Source organism: Azospirillum fermentarium (assembly GCF_025961205.1).
Classification (GTDB): Bacteria; Pseudomonadota; Alphaproteobacteria; order Azospirillales; family Azospirillaceae; genus Azospirillum; species Azospirillum fermentarium.
In genome coordinates this window covers 454,939-476,783 of record NZ_JAOQNH010000003.1, presented here as the reverse complement: position 1 = coordinate 476,783, position 21,845 = coordinate 454,939, and the positions used below count along the sequence as shown (strand labels likewise).

The 21,845-nt window shown below is 67.5% G+C and carries 20 protein-coding genes; 15 read left to right on the top strand and 5 right to left on the bottom strand.

Features of this window, described 5'->3' with window-relative positions:
• Positions 1-5: 5 nt before the first annotated feature.
• A complete protein-coding gene (locus M2352_RS22390) occupies positions 6-905 on the bottom strand; it encodes an AEC family transporter (protein WP_264666749.1) in 900 nt (299 codons plus the stop codon).
• 193 nt (positions 906-1,098) lie between these two features.
• On the opposite strand from M2352_RS22390, the gene M2352_RS22385 reads away from it, so the two are divergent.
• The 8 genes from M2352_RS22385 (at position 1,099) to M2352_RS22350 (ending at position 9,885) form a co-directional block, all read left to right on the top strand.
• A complete protein-coding gene (locus M2352_RS22385) occupies positions 1,099-2,742 on the top strand; it encodes an acyl-CoA synthetase (RefSeq protein WP_264666748.1) in 1,644 nt (547 codons plus the stop codon).
• A 147-nt stretch (positions 2,743-2,889) separates the two neighbouring features.
• Positions 2,890-4,674, top strand: coding sequence for an acyl-CoA dehydrogenase (locus tag M2352_RS22380; RefSeq protein WP_264666747.1), 1,785 nt, complete (start codon positions 2,890-2,892; stop codon positions 4,672-4,674).
• A 49-nt stretch (positions 4,675-4,723) separates the two neighbouring features.
• On the top strand, positions 4,724-5,035 hold the full coding sequence (locus tag M2352_RS22375; RefSeq protein ID WP_264666746.1) for a DUF485 domain-containing protein: 312 nt from the start codon (positions 4,724-4,726) through the stop codon (positions 5,033-5,035).
• The gene (locus M2352_RS22370; protein ID WP_264666745.1) at positions 5,032-6,687 is read left to right on the top strand and encodes a cation acetate symporter; all 1,656 of its coding nucleotides are present in this window, start codon (positions 5,032-5,034) and stop codon (positions 6,685-6,687) included. The genes M2352_RS22375 and M2352_RS22370 overlap by 4 nt, the downstream gene beginning before the upstream one ends.
• A gap of 152 nt (positions 6,688-6,839) precedes the next feature.
• Positions 6,840-8,009, top strand: coding sequence for a mandelate racemase/muconate lactonizing enzyme family protein (locus M2352_RS22365; RefSeq protein ID WP_264666744.1), 1,170 nt, complete (start codon positions 6,840-6,842; stop codon positions 8,007-8,009).
• A gap of 36 nt (positions 8,010-8,045) precedes the next feature.
• Positions 8,046-8,963, top strand: a complete 918-nt coding sequence (locus tag M2352_RS22360; RefSeq protein WP_264666743.1) for a LysR family transcriptional regulator — start codon at positions 8,046-8,048, stop codon at positions 8,961-8,963.
• A gap of 520 nt (positions 8,964-9,483) precedes the next feature.
• Positions 9,484-9,675 (top strand): hypothetical protein, encoded by a 192-nt coding sequence (locus M2352_RS22355; RefSeq protein ID WP_264666742.1) that lies wholly within the window; start codon positions 9,484-9,486, stop codon positions 9,673-9,675.
• 24 nt (positions 9,676-9,699) lie between these two features.
• A complete protein-coding gene (locus M2352_RS22350; RefSeq protein ID WP_264666741.1) occupies positions 9,700-9,885 on the top strand; it encodes a hypothetical protein in 186 nt (61 codons plus the stop codon).
• On the opposite strand, the gene M2352_RS22345 is transcribed toward M2352_RS22350, so the two are convergent.
• Genes M2352_RS22345 through M2352_RS22330 form a run of 4 tightly spaced genes read right to left on the bottom strand, consistent with a single transcriptional unit; the run spans position 9,834 to position 13,576 of the window.
• Entirely contained in the window at positions 9,834-10,637 is an 804-nt protein-coding gene (locus M2352_RS22345) for an ABC transporter permease (protein WP_264667349.1), read from the bottom strand. The two genes, M2352_RS22350 and M2352_RS22345, sit on opposite strands and share 52 nt — an antisense overlap.
• Positions 10,637-11,377, bottom strand: coding sequence for an ATP-binding cassette domain-containing protein (locus tag M2352_RS22340; protein WP_264666740.1), 741 nt, complete (start codon positions 11,375-11,377; stop codon positions 10,637-10,639). Before M2352_RS22340 ends, M2352_RS22345 begins: the two co-directional genes overlap by 1 nt.
• Positions 11,367-12,338 (bottom strand): YVTN family beta-propeller repeat protein, encoded by a 972-nt coding sequence (locus tag M2352_RS22335; protein WP_264666739.1) that lies wholly within the window; start codon positions 12,336-12,338, stop codon positions 11,367-11,369. The genes M2352_RS22340 and M2352_RS22335 overlap by 11 nt, the downstream gene beginning before the upstream one ends.
• A 14-nt stretch (positions 12,339-12,352) precedes the next feature.
• Positions 12,353-13,576 (bottom strand): ABC transporter substrate-binding protein, encoded by a 1,224-nt coding sequence (locus M2352_RS22330; protein ID WP_264666738.1) that lies wholly within the window; start codon positions 13,574-13,576, stop codon positions 12,353-12,355.
• A gap of 262 nt (positions 13,577-13,838) precedes the next feature.
• Between M2352_RS22330 and pedF the strand changes: the two genes are divergently transcribed.
• From pedF to M2352_RS22295, 7 genes are all read left to right on the top strand, one after another.
• Positions 13,839-14,273 (top strand): cytochrome c-550 PedF, encoded by a 435-nt coding sequence (pedF, locus tag M2352_RS22325; protein WP_264666737.1) that lies wholly within the window; start codon positions 13,839-13,841, stop codon positions 14,271-14,273.
• Positions 14,270-15,148 (top strand): substrate-binding periplasmic protein, encoded by an 879-nt coding sequence (locus M2352_RS22320; RefSeq protein WP_264666736.1) that lies wholly within the window; start codon positions 14,270-14,272, stop codon positions 15,146-15,148. Before pedF ends, M2352_RS22320 begins: the two co-directional genes overlap by 4 nt.
• 71 nt (positions 15,149-15,219) lie before the next feature.
• A complete protein-coding gene (locus tag M2352_RS22315; protein ID WP_264666735.1) occupies positions 15,220-16,020 on the top strand; it encodes a quinoprotein dehydrogenase-associated SoxYZ-like carrier in 801 nt (266 codons plus the stop codon).
• A complete protein-coding gene (locus tag M2352_RS22310) occupies positions 16,017-16,949 on the top strand; it encodes a quinoprotein relay system zinc metallohydrolase 1 (protein WP_264666734.1) in 933 nt (310 codons plus the stop codon). The genes M2352_RS22315 and M2352_RS22310 overlap by 4 nt, the downstream gene beginning before the upstream one ends.
• A gap of 287 nt (positions 16,950-17,236) precedes the next feature.
• Positions 17,237-19,003, top strand: a complete 1,767-nt coding sequence (locus M2352_RS22305) for a methanol/ethanol family PQQ-dependent dehydrogenase (RefSeq protein ID WP_264666733.1) — start codon at positions 17,237-17,239, stop codon at positions 19,001-19,003.
• Between the two features lie 134 nt (positions 19,004-19,137).
• Positions 19,138-19,797, top strand: a complete 660-nt coding sequence (locus M2352_RS22300) for a response regulator transcription factor (protein WP_264666732.1) — start codon at positions 19,138-19,140, stop codon at positions 19,795-19,797.
• Positions 19,798-20,139: 342 nt separating this feature from the next.
• A complete protein-coding gene (locus tag M2352_RS22295; RefSeq protein WP_264666731.1) occupies positions 20,140-21,822 on the top strand; it encodes a methyl-accepting chemotaxis protein in 1,683 nt (560 codons plus the stop codon).
• Positions 21,823-21,845 lie beyond the last annotated feature (23 nt).

The window sequence follows — 21,845 nt, the reverse complement described above, 5'->3', positions numbered from 1 at the left end:
GGGGATCAGCCGGGCATGACCGCCAACAGGAGCAACGGCAGCCCGGCAAAGGCCATGGCGGTGGAGAACAGGACCATCCCCGCCACCTCCTCCGGTGCGTTGTTGTAGCGCAGCGCCCAGAGATAGTTGAACACCGCCACCGGCATGGCGCTTTGCAGCACCACCACGCCGCGCATGGCCCCGTCCAGCCCCAGAACGGCGCTGACACCGAACCCGGCGGCAAGACCCAGCGTCAGCCGCAGCGCCGACAGGACCGCCGCCCGCCCGGCGCCCGCGGGCCGCAGCCGGGCCAGCGCCACCCCCAGCGAGAACAGCATCAGCGGCACCGCGCACCCGCCCAGCAACTGGGTGGTGTTGCCGATCCACACCGGCACCGCCATATCGAGCCGCACCGCCAGCAGCGCCGCCGCCACCGCATAGATCACCGGGGTGCGCAGCACCATGCGCCAGTCGAAGCGCCCGGCGGCCAGTGCCGGGCCGATGGTGAACTGCGCCACCGCCATGGCCGCGAAATAGAGGATGGCCAGGCTCAACCCCTCCTCCCCGAACGCGAACAGGCACACCGGCAGCCCCAGGTTCCCGGCGTTGGGAAAGGACAGGGCCGAGATGTAGGCCCGCACCCCCTGCACCCGCGCCGCCTTCAGGATCAGCCACCCCGCCAGCCCGGCCAGCCCCATGGTGGCAACGGCGGCGGTGGTCATGGCCGCCAGCGTGGCACCGCCCGGCTGCGCCTTCACCAGCGACGAGAACACCAGACAGGGGGTGGAGACGTTGACGGCGAAGGTGGTGATGAAGGCGCTGTCGTACGGCAGCCTGGCCCGGATCCAGGCAAACCCCACCGCCGCCACCACGAACACCGGGGCCACCACGTTGACGATGCCCGGCAGGGCGGCGAGGACGGACATGGGACGGGGCAGCCTTCGGGTTTGCAGGCGGAGGGGAAGACGCTTTGTACCCCAACCACCCCCAAACCGGCACGCGTTTACAATTCGTCACAATCGGGAGAAATTGGCGAAAAAGTCTCCTGGCATCCTCCTTCCCTAATATGTCGCGGGACATGCCCGCCACAGCACAAATGCGTCTCGGGAGGATGCACCAGTGGCCGTTTCCAACCCCTACGATACCGATCTGGACCCCAACGCCGCCAATTTCGTGGCGCTGTCGCCCCTGACCTTCCTGGAGCGCGCCGCGTCGGTGTGGCCGGAGCGCACCGCGGTGGTCCACGGTGCCGTGCGCCGCACCTGGGGCGAGACCTATGACCGCTGCCGCCGTCTGGCCTCGGCCCTGGCCGCCCGCGGCATCGGCACCGGCGACACCATCGCGGTGATGGGCGCCAACACGCCGGAAATGTTCGAAGCCCATTTCGGCATCCCCATGGCCGGTGCGGTGCTGAACGCCGTCAACACCCGCCTGGACGCCGAAGCCATCGCCTTCATCCTCGATCACGGCGACGCCAAGATCCTGATCGTGGACCGCGAGTTCTCCGCCGTCACCAAGCGCGCGCTGGACAAGGCCACCGTCAAGCCGCTGGTCATCGACATCGACGATCCCAGCTACAAGGGCGGCGAGCTGATCGGGTCCATGACTTATGAACAGTTCCTGGACGGCGGCGACCCGGCCTATGACTGGACCCCGCCCGCCGACGAGTGGCAGGCCATCGCGCTGAACTACACCTCGGGCACCACGGGCAACCCCAAGGGCGTGGTGTACCATCACCGCGGCGCGCACCTGAACGCGGTCTCGAACGCCCTGTCGTGGAGCCTGCCGCAGCACGCCGTGTACCTGTGGACGCTGCCGATGTTCCACTGCAACGGCTGGTGCTTCCCCTGGACGCTGGCGGCCATCGCCGGCACCAGCGTGTGCCTGCGCCACGTGCGGGTGGAACCGATCCTGGACGCCGTGCGCAACGAGAAGGTCACGCATTTCTGCGGCGCCCCCATCGTGCTGAACATGATCAACAACGCGCCCGACTCCCTGAAGGAAGGGATCGAGCACAAGGTGCGCGTGATGACCGCCGGCGCCGCCCCGCCCGCCCCGGTGATCGAGGCGATGGAGCGCATGGGCTTCGACGTCACCCACGTCTACGGCCTGACCGAAAGCTACGGCCCGTCGGTGGTGTGCGTGTGGCACGACCGCTGGAACGATCTGCCACTGGAGGACAAGGCGCGGCTGAAGGCGCGCCAGGGCGTGCGCGGGCCCATCCTGGAAGGGCTGATGGTCGCCGACCCCATGACCCTGACCCCCGTCCCCCGCGACGGCGCCACCATGGGCGAGATCTTCCTGCGCGGCAACAACGTGATGAAGGGCTACCTGAAGAACGCCAAGGCCACAGCGGAAGCGTTCGAGGGCGGCTGGTTCCACACCGGCGACCTGGGCGTGTGGCACGCCGACGGCTACATCGAGATCAAGGACCGGTCGAAGGACATCATCATTTCCGGCGGCGAGAACATCTCGTCGCTGGAGGTGGAAGAGGTGCTCTACCGCCATCCGGCGGTGATGGAAGCCGCCGTGGTCGCGCGCCCCGACGCGAAGTGGGGTGAGACCCCGTGCGCCTTCGTCACGCTCAAGGCCGGGGCCGATGTGACCGAGGCGGACCTGATCGCCTATTGCCGCGGGCACATGGCCCACTTCAAGGTGCCGCGCACCATCGTGTTCAGCGACCTGCCGAAGACCTCCACCGGCAAGATCCAGAAGTTCGCCCTGCGCCAGACGGCCAAGGATCTGAACAAAGACAACGCGTAAGGCCATCCTCACGGAAACCGGCGGGGCAGAGTTGCGTCCTCCCTCCGCCGGTTTCCGTGCCGGCCGCGGGCGGCATCCTTTTTCGCGTGAGGATGCCGCCCGCACCTTATCCCCCGTCCCCGCCCCGCCCTGCGACGAGAGATCGCCATGACCGATTACGCCGCCCCCCTGCGCGACATGGAATTCGCGCTGCGTGAACTCGCCCACCTCGACGAGGTTCTGGCCCTGCCCGGTTTCGAGGATGCCGGCGCCGATGTGGTCGCCAGCGTGCTGGAAGAGGCGGCCAAGATCGCCGCCAACGTCATCGGCCCCCTGAACGCCCCCGGCGACCGCCAGGGGTCGAAGCTGGTGGATGGCGTGGTCAAGACCCCCGACGGCTGGCATGAAGCGTGGCAGACGCTGGTGGACGGCACGTGGAACGCCCTGCCCTTTTCCCCCGAATGGGGCGGCATGGGCCTGCCGCACGTGGTCAACACCGCCGTGCAGGAAATGTGGCAGTCGGCCAACATGGCCTTCGCGCTGTGTCCCATGCTGACCCAGGGGGCGGTGGATGCCATCGTCGAGAACGGGTCGGACGCGCTGAAGGCGCTGTTCCTCCCGAAACTGGTGTCGGGCGAATGGACCGGCACCATGAACCTGACCGAGCCGCAGGCCGGGTCCGATCTGGCCGCCATCCGCTCGCGCGCCGAACGCGACGGCGGCCGCTACCGCGTGTTCGGGCAGAAGATCTTCATCACCTACGGCGACCACACGCTCACCGAAAACATCGTCCATCTGGTGCTGGCCCGCCTGCCCGACGCCCCGGCGGGGCTGAAGGGCATTTCGCTGTTCGCCGTGCCCAAGATCAAGGTGGACGACGCCGGCACCCTGCTCGGCCCCAACGACGTGCGCTGCGTGTCGCTGGAGCACAAGCTGGGCATCCACGGCAGCCCGACCGCCGTCATGTCCTTCGGCGACAACGGCGGCGCCGAGGGCTACCTGATCGGCGAGGAAAACCGCGGCGTCGAATACATGTTCGTCATGATGAACCACGCCCGCCTGTCGGTCGGGGTTCAGGGTCTGGGCATCGCCGACCGCGCCTATCAGCAGGCGGTGTCCTACGCCCGCGAACGGGTGCAGGGGCGCCCCGCCGGCTGGACCGGGGGCAAGACCGGGATCATCAACCATCCCGACGTGCGCCGCATGCTGATGACCATGAAATGCCAGGTGGAGGCCATGCGCGCCCTGGCCTACGAGGGGGCGGCGTGCATCGACATCGCCCACCACATCCCCGACCCGGCCCGCAAGGCGGCGGCCCAGCAGCGCTATGAGCTGCTGACCCCCATCATCAAGGGCTGGTCCACCGAAGTGGGGCAGGAGGTGGCCTCGCTGGGCGTGCAGGTCCATGGCGGGATGGGCTATGTGGAAGAGACCGGCGCGGCGCAGCATCTGCGCGACGCCCGCATCACCACCATCTACGAAGGCACCACCGCCATCCAGGCCAACGATCTGGTGTTCCGCAAGGTGCTGCGCGACAAGGGGGCCGGCATCGGCGCGCTGATCGCCGACATCCGCGACCTCGACGCCGATCTGGCCGCCCGTCCGGGCGAGGATTTCGCCGCCATCCGCCGCGCGCTGGCCGAGGGCGCCGACACGCTGGCCGGCACGGTGGCCTGCTTCCTGGGCAACGACAACCCGGCGCTGCCGGCGGCGGGGGCGGTGCCGTTCCTGCGGCTGGCCGGTGCGGTGGTCGGTGGCTATCAGATGGCCCGCGCCGCCCTGGCCGCGGCCCGCCGTCTGGGCGAGGACGGGGCCGACGCCGGCTTCCTCAACGCCAAGATCGCCACCGCGCGGTTCTACGCCGAAACCATCCTGCCCACCGCCCAGGGCTTCGCCCACGCCGCCACCGCGGGTGCGGCGGTGACCATGGCCGTGGACGAAGCCCAGCTTTAAGCCATTCAAAAAATCAACGCCAAATAAAAACTATCGGAGGACACGCTTCATGAGTGAAGCTGTTTACGACCGGGTTCTTGCGAACCCGAAATTTGCCCAACTCACCGCCCGGCGGAACCGCTTCAGCGTGCTGCTGGCCGTGGTGATGCTGGGTATCTACTATGCCTTCGTTCTGACGGTGGCGTTCAATCCCAAGCTTCTGTCGCTGCCGTGGTCGGAAGGTCTGACCCTGACCATCGGCCTGGTGGCGGGTTTCTGCATCACCGTCGCCTGCATCGTCAGCACCGGCATCTATGTGGCCCGCGCCAACAGCGAATTCGACCGCCTGACCCGCGAACTCATCGAGGAGGCCGGGCAATGAGCCGTCTTCTGACCCTGACCCTGGCCGGTGTCCTGGCCGCATCGCCGTCGCTGGCCACGGCCATCGACGGGGCGGTGCAGCGCCAGCCGGTGAACGTGATGGCCATCGCCATGTTCCTGGTGTTCGTGGCCGGCACGCTGGGCATCACCTATTGGGCGTCCAAGCGCACCCGCTCGGCGTCCGACTTCTACACCGCGGGCGGCGGCATCTCCGGCTTCCAGAACGGTCTGGCCATTGCCGGCGACTACATGTCGGCGGCGGCGTTCCTGGGCCTGTCGGGCATGGTGTTCGCCAAGGGCTTCGACGGGGTGATCTACACCATCGGCTTCCTGATGGGCTGGCCGATGATGCTGTTCCTGGTGGCCGAACGGCTGCGCAACCTGGGCCGCTTCACCTTTGCCGACGTGGCCTCCTACCGCCTGTCGCAGACGCCGATCCGCACGCTGTCGGCCATCGGCTCGCTGGCGGTGGTGTGCTTCTACCTGATCGCGCAGATGGTGGGTGCGGGCAAGCTGATCCAGCTTCTGTTCGGTCTGGAATATGCCTATGCCGTGGTGCTGGTCGGCGTGCTGATGATCATGTACGTGACCTTCGGCGGCATGCTGGCCACCACCTGGGTGCAGATCATCAAGGCGGTGATGCTGCTGGGCGGCTGCACCGTGCTGGTGGGCATGGCGCTGGCCCAGTTCGGCTTCAGCGTCGATCTGCTGGTGTCCAAGGCCGTGGAGGTCCACAAGGCCGGCCCCGCCCTGCTCACGCCGTCGGCGGGCATGACCGATCCCATCGCGGCGCTGTCGCTCAGCCTGGCGCTGATGTGCGGTCCGGGCGGCCTGCCCCACATCCTGATGCGCTTCTTCACCGTTCCCGACGCCAAGGAAGCGCGCAAGTCGGTGTTCTACGCCACCGGCTTCATCGGCTACTTCTTCATCCTGACGGTGCTGATCGGCTTCCTGGCCATCGTCATCGTCGGCACCAACCCCGAATACCTGAACGCCGCGGGCGCCATCATCGGCGGCGGCAACATGGCGGCCATCCACCTGTCCAAGGCGGTGGGCGGCAACGTGTTCCTGGGCTTCATCTCGGCGGTGGCCTTCGCCACCATCCTGGCGGTGGTGGCCGGTCTGACGCTGGCCGGCGCGTCGGCGGTCAGCCACGACCTCTATGCCAACGTCATCAAGAAGGGCAAGGCCGACGAGCGCAGCGAAATCCGCGTGTCGCGCATCGCCACCCTGGCGCTGGGCGTCATCGCCATCACGCTCGGCCTGGCGTTCGAAAACCAGAACATCGCGTTCATGGTGGCGCTGGCCTTTGGTCTGGCGGCGTCGGTGAACTTCCCCGTGCTGCTGCTGTCCATCTTCTGGAAGGGCATGACCACCCGCGGCGCGCTGGTGGGCGGCTTCGCCGGTCTGGTGAGCTGCATCGCCATGGTGGTGGTCGGCCCCACCGTGTGGGTCAGCATCTTCGGCTTCGCCAAGCCGATCTTCCCGTACGAGCACCCGGCGCTGTTCTCCATGGCGCTGGCCTTCGCCGGCATCTGGCTGTTCTCGGTCACCGACAAGAGCCAGCGCGCCAAGGACGAGGCCAAGGCGTACGATTACCAGTACATCCGGTCGGAAACCGGCCTGGGTGCGGCGGCGGCGTCCTCGCACTGAGCCTGATCCGGTTCTGAGGAAGGGGGCCGCGGTGGCGACACCGCGGCCCTTTTTCATGCGGGTTCGGCATTCATTGATGCCAAGACGGCATTCGCCCGCGGGTGACGGCGGGCTTACCTTTCCGGCATCACAGCCAGCAGGGAAGCCCCGCCATGCGCATCGTCGAGATTCGTGAAAAGGTCGCGTCCATCGCGTCCGACATCTCCAACGCCTACATCGACTTCAGCCGGATGACCTGTTCGGTGGTGGCGGTGGTGACCGACGTGGTGCGCGACGGCAAGCCGGTGGTGGGTTACGGGTTTCATTCCAACGGGCGCTACGACGCGGCGGGCCTGCTGCGCCAGCGCTTCATCCCCCGGCTGCTGGAGGCCGATCCCGACAGCCTGCTCGACCCGGACACCGGCCTGATCGACCCGTTCCGCGCCTGGGCGCGGATGATGACCAACGAGAAGCCCGGCGGCCACGGCGAACGCTCGGTGGCGGTGGGCACGCTGGACATGGCCATCTGGGACGCGGTGGCCAAGGCCGCCGGGGTGCCGCTGTACCGCCTGCTGGCCGACCGCTACCGCGGCGGACGGGCCGACGACCGGGTGTGGGTCTATGCCGCGGGCGGCTATTACTACCCCGGCAAGGGGCTGGACGCGCTGCAGGACGAAATGCGCTCCTACCGCGACATGGGCTACAAGACCGTCAAGATGAAGATCGGCGGCGCCCCCCTGGACGAGGATCTGCGCCGCATCGAGGCGGTGCTGGAGGTGGTGGGCGACGGGCAATACCTGTGCGTGGACGCCAACGGCCGCTTCGGCCTCGACACCGCCGTCGCCTATGCCAAGGCGTTGAAGCCGTATAACCTGTTCTGGTACGAAGAGGCCGGCGACCCGCTGGATTATGCCCTGCAGGCCGAACTGGGCCGCCACTACGACGGCGCCATGGCGACGGGGGAGAACCTGTTCTCCCACCAGGACGCCCGCAACCTGCTGCGCCACGGCGGCATGAACCCCGACCGCGACTGGCTGCAGTTCGACTGCGCGCTCAGCTATGGGCTGGTGGAATACACCCGCACCCTGGACGCCATGGCGCAGCTCGGCTGGTCCAGCCGGCGGGTGGTGCCCCACGGCGGCCACCAGATGTCGTTGAACATCGCCGCCGGGCTGCATCTGGGCGGCAACGAATCCTATCCCGGCGTGTTCCAGCCCTTCGGCGGCTTTGCCGACGGTCTGGCGGTGCAGGACGGCTATGTCGGCCTCCCCGACGCCCCCGGCGTGGGGTTCGAAGCCAAATCGGCGCTGATCGCCACGCTGCACGAGCTGCTGGGCGTGTAAGCTGGACAGAAGGGCCAGCGGCTGCCAGAACGGGCCATGGACACCATCTGGCTCGAAGACTTCCTGGCGGTGGCCGAGTGGGCCAACTTCTCCCGCGCCGCCGAACACCGCAACGTCACCCAGCCGGCGCTGAGCCGGCGGGTGAAGGCGCTGGAGGATTGGGTGGGGGCGCCGCTGTTCGACCGCGCCACCCACCGCATCACCCTGACCGAGGCCGGCGAGCGCTTCCGCCCGGTGGCGGAGGATACGCTGCGCCGTCTGCACCAGGGGCGGGAGGATATCCGCGCGCTGGTGTCCACCGCCGCGGCCACCGTCACCTTCGCCTCCACCCACGCGCTGGCGCTGACCTATTTCCCCGCGTGGCTGCGGGCGGTGGAGGACGCCGCCCCCGAACCGCTGAGCGGCATCCGGCTGGTGGCCGACACCATGCAGGCGTGCGAGCGCATCATGCTTCAGGGACAGGCGCAATTCCTGCTGTGCCACCACCACCCGGCGGCACCGGGCCGGCTGGACGGCGGCGATTTCCGCTCGCTGACCCTGGGGGCCGACACCCTGGTTCCCGTGTGCGCCCCCGACGGGGCCGGCGCCCCGCGCCATCCCCTGCCCGGCGGTCCCGGCCAGCCGGTGGCGCATCTGTCCTACAGCGATGAATCCGGCATGGGCCGCATCGCCGAGGCCGCCCGCGGCACCATGGAGCCGCGCCCGTGCCTGGAAACCGTCTTTACTTCCCACGTGGCCGTTCTGCTGAAAACCATGGCGCTGGACGGGCGCGGGCTGGCGTGGCTGCCGCTCAGTCTGGTGCAACCGGATCTGGTGCCCGGCGGCGGGCTGGTGCGGGCGGGAGACGGGCGGTGGGACATCCCCATCACCATCCGCCTGTTCCGCCCACGCGCCCGTCTGTCCCCCGTGGCCGAACGCTTCTGGGAGCGGTTGAAGACCGGGCCGACGTACTAGAATCATATGACTTTCGGGATGAAGTCCCTTTTATTTTCTTTGTTTGATAACATTACTACGTTCAATTCCGCTTTTGCACACCAGAGGGTGTTATTTTATTATCATAAACGGAATTTTCTAACCCGTTGATTTCTATGACTTCTCTCGGGAAATCCATTTAAAAATTTGATCGCCGTCAAGAGTATTTTCCAAAATGCGTCGTTTTGTCGCACTTTGCCGGCACCGATTCCCCTACCAAGCGCATATGCCTGACGATATAACTGTACTCGCATTAAGGGTGACGAAGACGAGAAACCCCTCAGTTTCATAGAGTTTTTCTCCAGGACCACCCCCCGCCTCCCCGCATACGCCGCCTTCTGCCACCGACGACCGACCAGAAAGGCCCACCGATGCAGACCAAGATCCGCTTCCGCCGCTCTCCGGCTCCCCTTCATGAGCAACGCCACCGCCATACGTTGCCGTCATGCAGATGATTTACGTCAAGTAACGGGAAGAAACGCATCTTTATAAGGAATAAATAATGTTGACCATGACCATCGGCCCGGCCCGCCCACGTCTGAACGGCCACAACCGTCAGCGCACCGCCGCCCCGCAACGCGCCATGCTGGCGCTGGCCCGCGTGGCCGCCCGCCATGGCCCCACCACCATTCTGGACAGCCAGGGGGGGGCCATGGTGCTGGGCGGACCGGCCGGCGACATCGACCTTTTTTAAAACCCCCGACGGGGAGTCCAGGCCATGACCAACGAACACCACCTGGAACTGCGGGCAATGGCCCAGCGGATGCGGGAAATCGCCGTGGAACAGACCAACGGGCGCCGTCTGGCCCTCATGACCCTGGCCGATCAGCTCGAATGTGGTTCGGCGATGCTTCAGCCGGCGGCTTGCGGCCCCTTGCTCCCCATGCCGCGGGCGGGGGAATAGCCCCGGATTGCCAGCGCCAAGAACAGCAGCAGCGCGCCCGCCACCACAGCCAGCCCCTCTCCGTTCATCTGCCCATAGAGGGCGAAGCGGACCAGTTCGACCCCGTGGGTGAAGGGATTGACCCGGCACAGCCAGTAGAGCAGTTCCCCCGCCTCTTCCATGCGGTACAGGGGATAGAGGGCTGACGACAGGAAGAACAGCGGGAAGACCACGAAATTCATCACCCCGGCGAAATTCTCCAACTGCCGGATGGTGGATGCCAGCGTCATGCCCAAAGCGCCCAGCATCATGCCGTTCAGCAGCAGGGCCGGCAGCACGGTCAACGGCGACCATCCCGGCAGCGGCACGCCGTACAGCGCCACGATGGCCAGGAAACCGTAGACCTGGAATACCGACACCACCACGCCCGCCAGCAGGCGGGCGAACAGCAGGAAGCCGCGCGGCAACGGGCTGGTCAGCAGCACGCGCATGCTGCCCATTTCCCGGTCATAGACCATGGACAGCGACCCCTGCATGCCGTTGAAGAGCTGGATCATGCCGATCAGCCCCGGCACGATGTAGACCTCGTACGGGATATAGGTCTCGTACGGCGGGATGATCGCCACGCCCAGGGCGGCGCGGAAGCCGGCGGCGAACACGAACAGCCACACCAACGGGCGGACCAGCGCGCCGAAGAAGCGTTCGCGCTGGTGCAGGAACCGCAGCACCTCGCGCACCACGATCCCGCGCAGGGCAATCAGGTACGGCCCCATCATCGCCCCTCTTCCGTCAGCCGGTCGAACGCGTCCGCCAGATCCGCCGCACCGGCGGCGGCCACCACCGCGGCGACACCGCCGCCGGCGCGCACCCGGCCCCGGTGCAGCACCACCACGCGGTCGCCCTCTTCGATCTCGTCGATCAGGTGGGTGGCCCACAGCACCGCCAGCCCGTCGCGGCGGCACAGATCGCGCACATGGGCGATCAGCCCCAGCCGCGACCGGCGGTCCAGCCCCACCGTGGGCTCGTCCAGCAGCAGCAGCGGCGGGCGGTGCAGCAGGGCGCGGGCGATTTCCACCCGCCGCCGGTGCCCGCCGTTCAGCCGCCGCACCACCTCTTTCCGGCGGTCGGACAGTTCCAGCCGGTCCAGTTCGGCGTCGATGCGCCGGGCCGCCTCCCCGCCCCCCAGCCCGTGGAGAGCGGCGAAGTAGCGCAAATTCTGCTCCACCGTCAGGTCCAGATCCAGCGTGGGCTGCTGGAACACCACCCCCATGGCGGCCAGGGCCGCACCGGGGCGGCGCCCCAGATCGTGGCCCTGCACCGTCACCGTGCCGGCCTGCGGCACCAGCAGGCCGGTGGCGATGGCGAACAGGGTGGACTTGCCGGCCCCGTTCGGCCCCAGAAGCGCTGTGAAACCGCCGGACGGCACGGCGAAGCCGACACCATCCAGCGCCACCCGCGCGCCATAGGCATAGCGCAACCCCTCGGCGGCGAACGCCACCGCATCAGGGGGCAATCGCCACCCCCCAGGGATAACGGCCGACCTTGATGCTCTTGGTCACGGTCAGGGACTCCACATCGATCACCGAAACGTCACCGCTGACGCCGTTGGTGGACACCACGGTCTTCTGATCGGGCGTGAAGTCGAGCTGCCACACGCGCCGGCCCACCAGCAGGTATTTCACCACCTCGAAGGTCTTGGCGTCCACCACCGCCACGTGGTTCGCCGGGCCAAGGGCGATGAAGCCGTAGCGTCCGTCGTCGGTCAGGCGGATGCCCACCGGCTGGATGCGGTCCTTGGGCACGCCCTTGATGGCGAAGGAGACGGTCTTGGTGACCTTGCGGGTGGCGGTGTCGATGACCGACAGGGTGCCGCCCACCTCCGCCGTCGCCCACAACTGGCTGCCGTCCTTGGTGAACTGGGCATAGCGCGGGCGGGCGCCCACCAGGGTGTTGTCGGTGACCGCGCGCTTTTCCACGTCGATCCAATGGACCATGTTGGTGGTCTCCGACGTGTTGACCGCCCATTTGCCGTCGGGGCTGACGGCCATGCCTTCGGGTTCCACGCCCACGTCCACCTGGAACAGCACCTTGCGGTCCTGGGTGTCCACCACGGTCACCACGTTGCTGTCCTCGTTGGCGATGAAGAGCTGGCGGCCGTCGGGGTGCAGGGCGAACAGCTCGGGATCCTCGCCCGAGGGCAGGTTGCTGACGATCTTGCGGGTCGCCAGATCCAGCACCTGCACCGTGTCGTCGTCGCTGGCGCAGATGTACAGCTTGGTGTTGTCGCGGCTGAGCACGATGCCACGCGGGCGCTGGCCCACCTTGATGGTGCCGGTGACGGCCAGCGTCTTCATGTCGATGACCGAGACGCTGTTGTCCTTCTCGTTCGACACATAGGCCGTCTGGGCGGCGGCGGGCAGAGCCGTCATCAGGGCGGCAGTGGATGCGGCCAGGAAAAGGGCGCGCAGGCGCATGGTGGTGTGTCCTTCTAGCGGGAAGCTTTCTTGCGGGCCTTGCAGCCGGTTTCCGGCTCGTCGAAACCCAGCGTGTCAAGTTCGGTGCGGGGGTGGAGGTAGCCGTCGATGGGGGCGGTGGTGACCAGCGAACGGTCGGCGGCCAGCAGGATCGGCTGGCGCATCTGCCCGTCCCACGGGCGGAAGCTGGCGGGGCGGCCCTGGAACACCGGCAGCGTCAGCTCCGGCCCCTCGATGAAGGCGACCAGCTTGCCCGTGTCGGTGGACTGGGTGCGGGTCGCCGCCTCTCCCACCGCGCGGATGGCGGCCCAGACGGCGTAGTCGCGGGGCGACATGGCGCGCTTGAACCGGGCGTTGAAGCGGTTCTGAAGCTGGGCCGCCCCCCATTGCTCGTGGGTGCGGTGCCAGACGGTGGGCACCAGCCCCTGGGTGCCGGCCACCAGCCGCGGGTCGGCGGTGCGGTACATCAGATAGTCGCCGAAATCGCCGATCTCGTCGGCGACGACCAGCACGTCGTAACTGCCGGCGCGGGTGAAGACGGGCACCTCGGCCTGGGCGGTGCGGCGGGCGTCGAAATCGCCGCTCCATTCCTTTTCCGCGGCGATGGTGGCGCCGAACTTCTTGGCCGCGCGGCGGATGGCGGCGGCGTAGAGCGCATCCTCGGGCCGCGGCCCCACCACCAGGAACCATTTGGTCCAGCGCTTCAACACCAGATACTGGGCCAGCGCGTCGGCCAGCATGGCGCGGCTGGGGGCGGTGTGCAGCAGGTTGGGCGCGCAGTCGGCGGCGCGCAGGGAATCGTCGCTGGCCCCGGCGTTGAACAGCAGCACGTCCCGCGCCTCCGGCAGCCGGGCCAACTGGGCCACCGCCGCGGCGGGCAGGTCCAGCACCACCAGACGGTGGCCCTGCGCGATCAGTTCCTTCAGCGCCGCCGCCGGATCGCCCCCCTCCTCCACCATCACGGTGTCGAGGGTGAAGGTCTGTTTCAGGAACCGCCCGGTGGTGGCGTTGTCGGCGATGGCCAGTTCGGCACCGGCCCGCCCCTCGTCCTCCGGCACGGCGTCCAGGTTGGACAGGGCCGGGGGATGTTCCACCACCTGCGACAGATAGGCGATGCGGACGGCCTGGGCGGCGGCGTCCTGCGCGGCGGCGGGGGCGGGGGCCAGAACGGACGGCACCGCCGCCAGAGCCGTGCCCAGCACCGCGGCACGCAGAAGGGAAAGGGCGGGTCTGGCCACCAACGGCGTTCCTCCGGTTCCGTGGGTCGTCTCAGGGGACCGCAAGCTTAACCAAAGGCTGCGGACGCGCCTATGCGACTTTGGAACAATATGAGGCGCGGGGCTGGCCGCGGCGGCGGATTCTTCCGCCCTTGTACCAAAGTCCAATTATTTCGGGTGCCAGCCCGTGGTTATGCTCGGGACCAACAACAGCCCACACGGGTGGGAACAGCAAGCCGCCGGTGCCGTCCGGTCCTGCTTTCGCGATACGAGGAAACATCCCATGACGCTGCGTCTGAGCACCCTTGCCCTTGCCGCCCTGGCCCTTGGCGCCGCCGGATCGCTGGCCTTCGCCCCCAAAGCCCATGCCCACGGCGACGTGGTGCCCCAGGCGGTGGACACCACGGGCCTGGACAAGCTGGGCGAAACGTGGCGCGATAGCAATCCCTACCGCGGCAACCCGCGCGCCATCGAAATCGGTGCGTCCGCCTTCAACCAGAACTGCGCGCGCTGCCACGGGCTGGGTGCCGTGTCGGGCGGTATCGCCCCCGACCTGCGCTATCTGGAAAAGGGCGACATGGGTGACGAATGGTTCAAGGAACGCGTGACCAACGGGTCCATCCGCAACGGGGTGACCTATATGCCCAAGTTCGGCGAAGCGCTGGGCCAGGAAGCCCTGTGGGCCATCCGCTCCTGGCTGGAAACGGTGGCCGAATGATGACGGGGCAGCCGCTCAGCCGCCGCTCCTTCCTGTTGGCCGGATTGGCCGCCGCCGGTACCGCGGCGGCCCTTCGCCCCGCAGCCGCCCGTCCGCTGGACGACGTGGTGGCGCGGGGCCGCCTGCGCATCGCGGTGTACCGGGATTTCCCACCCTTCTCCTACCGCGCCGACGGCAAACTGACCGGGATCGACGTGGAACTGGGCCGCATCCTGGCCGAACGGCTGGGGGTTGCCGCCGACCTGATGGAACACACGCCGGGGGAAACCGTCTCCGACGACCTGCGGCTGGCGGTGTGGAAGGGGTATCTGACCGGCGGCGAGCCGGCGGACGTGATGATGCACGTCCCCTATGACAAGGAATTCGCCCTGCGCAACGGGGAGGCGGTCCTGTTCGCCCCCTACCAGCGCGAGGTCTTCGCCCTGACCCGCAACCCCAACCGGCTGCCCAACGGCATGATCGCCACGCTGCCCGAGGGGGAAAAGATCGGGGTGGAGCTGGACACCGTTCCCGACTTCTTCCTGCTGGGGGCGTTCGGGGGGCGCCTGCGCTCCAGCGTCGCCCATTTCCCCAGCGTGACCAAGGCGGTGGAGGCCATGCGGGCCGGCGACGTCGCCGCCGTGCTGGCGCCTTTGAGCGAGATCGAAGGGGCGCTGGGTGCCGATGGCGCCACCACCTATCCCACCGCCCCCATGACCCTGCCGGGAATGCCGCAATCGGGGTGGGACATCGGCATGGCGGTGAAGGAGAATTCGCGGGATCTGGTCTATGCCCTGGGCGACGTGATCACCGCCATGGATGCCGACGGGTCGCTGACCGCGCTGTTCGCGCGCTATGGCGTCACCCGCCAGCAGCCGGCGGCCAACATCGAATAACAACGCGCCCCCTCCCCCCACCAACGGGCCGGGCGGTAAGGGCGCGGCGACAAAGGGAGAGACGCGGACCCATGAGAGCAGCAGCCGTTCTGGCCTGCGGCCTGTGGCTGGCGGTGACGCCGGCCCTGGCCGCTTCATCCATTCCCGCAGACCCGCTGGGGTCGGTGATGTGGGAGACCCTGTACCCCGAGGTGTTCGGCACCGCTCCCGTGGTGGCCGACGCCCGCGTGGTGGTGATGGCGCCCGCCGACGTCGAAAACGCCCGCGCCATGCCCATCGCCGTGGACGCCACCGCCCTGGAGGGGGTGGAGGAGATCGTCATCGTCGCCGACCTCAACCCCTTTCCCGTGGTGCTGCGGTACGAGCCGCTGAAGGCGCGGCCCTTCATCGCCACCCGCATCAAGATCCAGCAGGCCACCGCCGTGCGCGCCGCCGCCCGCACCCGCGACGGGGTGTGGCACATGAACGGACGGCTGGTGGATGCCGCCGGCGGCGGGTGCGCCGCCCCCCCGGCCTCCTATGCCGCGGCCGACTGGTCCGAGCATCTGGGCGAGGTGCAGGCCCGCGTGTGGCCCACCGGCGATACCGGTGCCGCGCGGGTCAAGCTGCGCATCCGCCACCCGCAGGACACCGGGCTGATGGCCGGGGTGCCCGCCTTCTTCATCGACGCGCTGACCCTGACCGACGCCGCCGGCACCCCGGTCGCCCGCCTGGCGCCGCTGGAGCCGGTCAGCGAAGACCCGGTGTTCACGCTCGTCATCGACGCCCCCGTGCCGGGGTCGGTGCTGACGCTGAAGGGCCGCGACAACAACGGCGGGGAAATCGCCGCCGCCATCCCGGTGCCGGTCAAGACCGCGGGGGCCACGCCATGATCCGCCTTCTCCTCGCCGCCGCCGTCCTGTTGCTGGGCGCCGTTCCCGGCTGGGCCGCGCCTTCCTATGACCTGAAACCGGAACTGATCGCCCCCGACACCTATGTCTTCGTGGGCTCGACCGAGCATTTCACCCGCGCCAACGGCGGCAACATCCTCAACCCCGGCTTCATCGTCACCGACGACGGGGTGGTGGTGATCCAGACCGGCCCGTCGCGCCGCTTCGGCGAGGACATGCGCGCCGCCATCCGCACGGTGACGCCCAAACCGATCCGCATCGTCTACATCAGCAACCTGCACCCCGACTATTTCCTGGGATCGCAGGCGTTCAAGGACGTGCCCATCGCAGCCCTGCCCGGCACCATCGCCGGCATCGAACGCGAAGGCCATGCCATCACCGAGAACATGTACCGGCTGGTGGGCGACTGGATGCGGGGCACCGATCCGGTGGTGCCGACCCAGGCCGTTCACGGATCGACCGTGGTCTACGGCAACCACCGCCTGCGCCTGATCCCGCTGGAGGGGCACACCCACGCCGACCTCGCCCTGTACGACGAGACGACCAAAGTCCTGTTTGCCGGGGGCGTGGTCTTCTCCGACCGCACCCCCACCACGCCGCACGCCGACGTGGGCAAATGGCTGAAGGCGCTCGATACGCTGGATGCGCTGGACGTGTCGGTGCTGGTGCCCAACCACGGGCGCATCCGCCCCGACAAGGGCGCCATCGCCCAGACCCGCGACTGGCTGACGTGGCTGGACGGGTCGCTGCGCGCCGCCGCGGCCCAGGGGCGCGACATGGCCGAGATGCTGGACGCCCCGATCCCCGAGCGCTTTTCGGTCCTGAACGTGCTGCGCCCGGAATATCAGCGGTCGGTCGCCCATCTGTGGCCCGCCGCCGAGTTGGAGACCCTGCCGCGGGTTACCAAGTAACCCGTTGATAAAAAAGGGATAAGGCGGCGGGGTATCAGACGGCCCCCGCCGCCCATTGGACCATCGCACAATAGCCGTCGCGGGGCGCATCTCTACACTGCGCCCTATCACCATCGGGGGGCCGTCCACACCGGCTCCCCCACTGCGGCGGCCGGCTGACGCAGTGCCAACACCCGTGCCGCCCCGTTCCGGTTCCCACCCTTGCCACACACAGGGGTTGGGAGCCGCGGATGGGGGAAACACCGCACACCGCCGGTACCCATGACTTTGAGGGAGGTCATCGCATCATGACGCGTTTTCTGTCCGTCTTTAACCGGACCACGGTTTCGGTGGCCGCGCTGGCGGCTGCACTCGCCACCGGCACCGCGCTTGCCGCCGGCCCGACCAAGGACGACCTGCGCAACGACGTCGCCAGCACCGGCGACGTTCTGACCTATGGCCTGGGCTATCAGGGGCAGCGTTTCAGCCCGCTGAAGGCCCTGACCCCCGACACCGTGTCCAAGCTGACGCCGGTGTGGTCCTTCTCCTTCGGCGGTGAAAAGCAGCGCGGGCAGGAAGCCCAGCCGCTGGTCGTCGATGGCGTGATGTACGTCACCGGCTCCTATTCCCGCCTCTACGCCGTCGATGCCCGCACCGGCAAGAAGCTGTGGCAGTACGACCACCGTCTGCCCGACGGCATCATGCCGTGCTGCGACGTCATCAACCGCGGCGCGGCGGTCTATGGCAACAAGGTCTATTTCGGCACGCTGGACGCCCGTCTGGTGGCCCTGGACAAGGACACCGGCAAGGTCATCTGGTCCAAGAAGACGGCGGAATACAAGGACGGCTATTCCATGACCGCCGCCCCGCTGATCGTGGACGGCAAGATCATCACCGGCAATTCCGGCGGTGAATTCGGCGTCATCGGCATGGTGGAGGCGCGCGACGCCGAAACCGGCGAGTTGATCTGGCAGCGCCCGACCATCGAAGGCAACATGGGGACGCTGAACGGCAAGGACTCGGGCGTGACCGGCACGGTCAACGCCTCCTGGCCCGGCGACATGTGGAAGACGGGCGGCGGCGCCACCTGGCTGGGTGGCACCTACGACCCCGAAACCAACCTGCTGTACTTCGGCACCGGCAACCCGGCGCCGTGGAACTCGCACCTGCGCCCCGGCGACAACCTTTACACCTCGTCCACGCTGGCGATCGACCCCAACACGGGCGAGATCAAGTGGCACTACCAGACCACGCCACACGACGGCTGGGACTTCGACGGCGTGAACGAACTGGTGTCGTTCGACCTGAAGAAAGACGGCAAGGTGATCAAGGCCGGCGCCAAGGCCGACCGCAACGGCTTCTTCTATGTGCTCGACCGCACCAACGGCAAGCTCATCAACGCCTCCCCCTTCGTCAGCAAGATCACCTGGGCCAAGGAGATCGACCTGAAGACCGGCCGTCCGGTCTACAACGACGACAACCGTCCGGGTGCCCCCGCCGACGGCAGCCACGACGCCAAGGGCAAGTCGGTGTTCTCCGCCCCCGCCTTCCTGGGTGCGAAGAACTGGATGCCCATGGCCTACAACCCCGACACCGAGCTGTTCTACGTGCCGGCCAACGAATGGGGCATGGACATCTGGAACGAGCCGATCACCTACAAGAAGGGTGCGGCCTACCTGGGTGCCGGCTTCACCATCAAGCCGCTGTACAACGACTACATCGGTGCGCTGCGCGCCATCGACCCCAAGACCGGCAAGATCGCGTGGGAATACAAGAACCCGGCCCCGCTGTGGGGTGGGGTTCTGACCACCGCCGGCAATCTGGTGTTCACCGGCACGCCCGAAGGCTTCCTGAAGGCGTTCGACGCCAAGTCGGGCAAGGAAGTCTGGAAGTTCCAGACCGGTTCGGGCGTGGTCGGCTGCCCCATCACCTGGGAAATGGACGGCGAACAGTACGTCGCCGTGGTCTCGGGCTGGGGCGGTGCCGTGCCGCTGTGGGGTGGCGACGTCGCCAAGCTGGTGAAGGACATCAACCAGGGCGGTTCGCTGTGGGTGTTCAAGCTGCCCAAAGCGTAAAGTAAAACTTTAAATGAAAACGCCGGTTCCGGGGAGAATTCGGAGCCGGCGTTTTTGTTCATGTTGCCGCTAACCTCACTTTTCTGTCATGATCGATCCTTGAGGAAACGTCCCAACAAGCGTGAAAACACGCCATGAGCCGCATTCTGATTGCCGATGACCACCCTATGGTCCGCGACGCGCTGCGCAGCGCCGTCGTCTATTCCTGTCAGGCTTCGGAGATTCTCGAAGCCGATTGCCTGGACGCCGCCATCCGGCTGCTGGAGGACAAGGGCGACCTGGACCTTGTGCTGCTGGACCTGACCATGCCGGGGGTCAGCGGGCTGTCGGGCCTGCTCACCCTGCGCGGACGGTTCCCCGCAACACCCGTGGTGGTGGTGTCGGCCCACGACGACCGCCGTCTGGTGCGGGAGGCCATCGAGTGCGGGGCCTCGGGCTTCATCCCCAAATCCACCCCCCGCGATGCCATCGCCGGTGCGCTGAGACAGGTTCTGCAAGGTGAAATCTACCTGCCGCCGCAGTTGGCCGGGGCGGTGGAGGAGGAATCACCGGAGGACGAAGAAACCGCCGACATCGTGCGCCGCCTCGCCACCTTGACCGCGCAGCAGATGCGGGTGCTGGAGATGCTGGGCACCGGCAAGCTGAACAAGGAAATCGCCTTTGAACTGCGCATCACCGAAACCACGGTGAAGGCGCACGTCTCGGCCATCCTGCAAAAGCTGAAGGTCTACAGCCGCACCCAGGCCGTGGTCATTGCCAACCGGGTGATGGAAAAGAACCGGCTGGTGCGCTGACCCCATGCCCCTGGCCCTGCACGGCCCCGGCCTGCCCGAACGCGGCATGGCCGGCCCTTTGCCATGCCCGATTCTCCCCTTCCGCAGGCGTCTCCGGCGCACCCGTGCGGTGTGCATTGCAGAATATAAAGCAAACCATTTCGCCATTTTCCATGGCTTACAACCTGTAACCGCGCATCTCCCGGCAGGATCAACGAAAATAAAATCTTGGAACGGCCCAGCCAAAGCTTAGCCGCAATAATTTTCTCCTGATTTTTATTCAATAACGTTTGTTAACACATCATAGACAGACGCGCTGGCAGTGTGGTGGTCCGTGCGTTTTTCTGCTGATGAAGGAAGCAAATGCTTGAGAACCTCCGCATCCGTGCCCGGCTGTTGCTGCTGGTGGGCATTCTGGTTCTGCTGACCGCCGTGGTGATGGGCATGGGATTACGGGGGATGGCCGCCTCCAACGCCGGGCTTCACACGGTGTACGAGGACCGCACCGTGCCGCTGATGCAGCTCAACGCCGTGACCCACGACCTTGGAATGATCCAGACCGCGATCATGCGACTGGCCTACACCGGGGACAAGGCCGGTCTTCAGCGGAATGCGGACGAGATCGGCGGGCTGAACCGCGACATCGACACCTATTGGGGAGCGTACAAGGCCACCTTCCTCACCCCCGAAGAGCAGCGGATCGCGCAGGTCGTCGAAACCACCCTGCCCAGCTACCGCACCCATCTGGCAAAGGCGGTGCGCTTTGTGGAAGCCGGCGACGCACAGGGCGCCCGCGCCACGGTGGAGGACGGGCTGATGCCGGAATTCCGCACATTGTCCAAGACGCTGGAGGAGGACACCACCCTTCAGACCCGCGTCGCGCAGCAGGAATACCAGGCGGCGCAGAACAATTTCACCACCACGCTCTGGATCAATACCGGGGTGGTGGCGGCCGGTCTGGCGGTGGCGCTGGTTCTGTCCACCCTGATCGTGCGGTCGATCACCCGGCCGACCGCGGCAATGATCCGGGTGATGGACCGGCTGGCGCAATCCGACGTGTCGGTGGACGTTCCCGGCCGGGACCGGCACGACGAGATCGGCGACATCGCCCGCGCGGTGGAGGTGTTCAAGCACAGCATCGCCGACCGCCTGCGGCTGGAGGCCGAGGAAAAGGCGGCGATCGCCGCGCGGGAGGCCCGCCGCCTGCGGCTGGAGGGGCTGACGCAGGATTTCGACATGACGGTGACGGCGGTGCTGGGCAGCGTGACCGCCGCAACCGGCACCATGGACGACATGGCCCGCAGCATGACCGCGGTGGCCGAGGAAACCCAGCGCCAGAGCGCCGCCGTGTCCGCCGCCGCCGAACAGGCGGGCGCCAACGTCTCCGCCATCGCCTCGGCGGGGGCGGAACTGTCGGCGTCCATCGAGGAGATCGCCACCCAGGTCAACCGTTCCGCCGGCATCGCCGCCGACGCGGTGAGCGAGGTGGAGCAGACCAACCGGACGATGGCCAGCCTGGGCCACAGTGCCGTGCGCATCGGCGAGGTGGTGAACCTCATCAACGCCATCGCCAGCCAGACCAACCTTCTGGCGCTGAACGCCACCATCGAAGCCGCCCGCGCCGGGGACGCCGGCAAGGGCTTCGCCGTCGTGGCAAGCGAGGTGAAATCCCTGGCCGGCCAGACCGCCAAGGCGACCGAGGACATCGCCGCCCAGGTCCAAACCATCCAGGGCGAAACCCGCGACGCGGCGGACGCCATGCAGCGCATCACCGCCGTCATCAACAACATCCACGAGATGTCCACCATCATCGCCAGCGCCATCGAAGAACAGGGTGCGGCGATGCGGGAGGTGGCCAGCAACGTGGAACAGGCGGCCACCGGCACCCGCGAGGTCGCGGCGAACATCGCGCAGGTGGTGGACGCGGCCCAGAACACCGGCCAGATGGCCGGATCGGTGCAGTCCGCCGCCGGCCTGCTGGCCGGGGAAAGCACCAAGCTGCGCGGATCGGTGGAAACCTTCCTCAACGGCGTGAAGACGGCGTAACGCACCGGCCCGCCGGGGTGGAC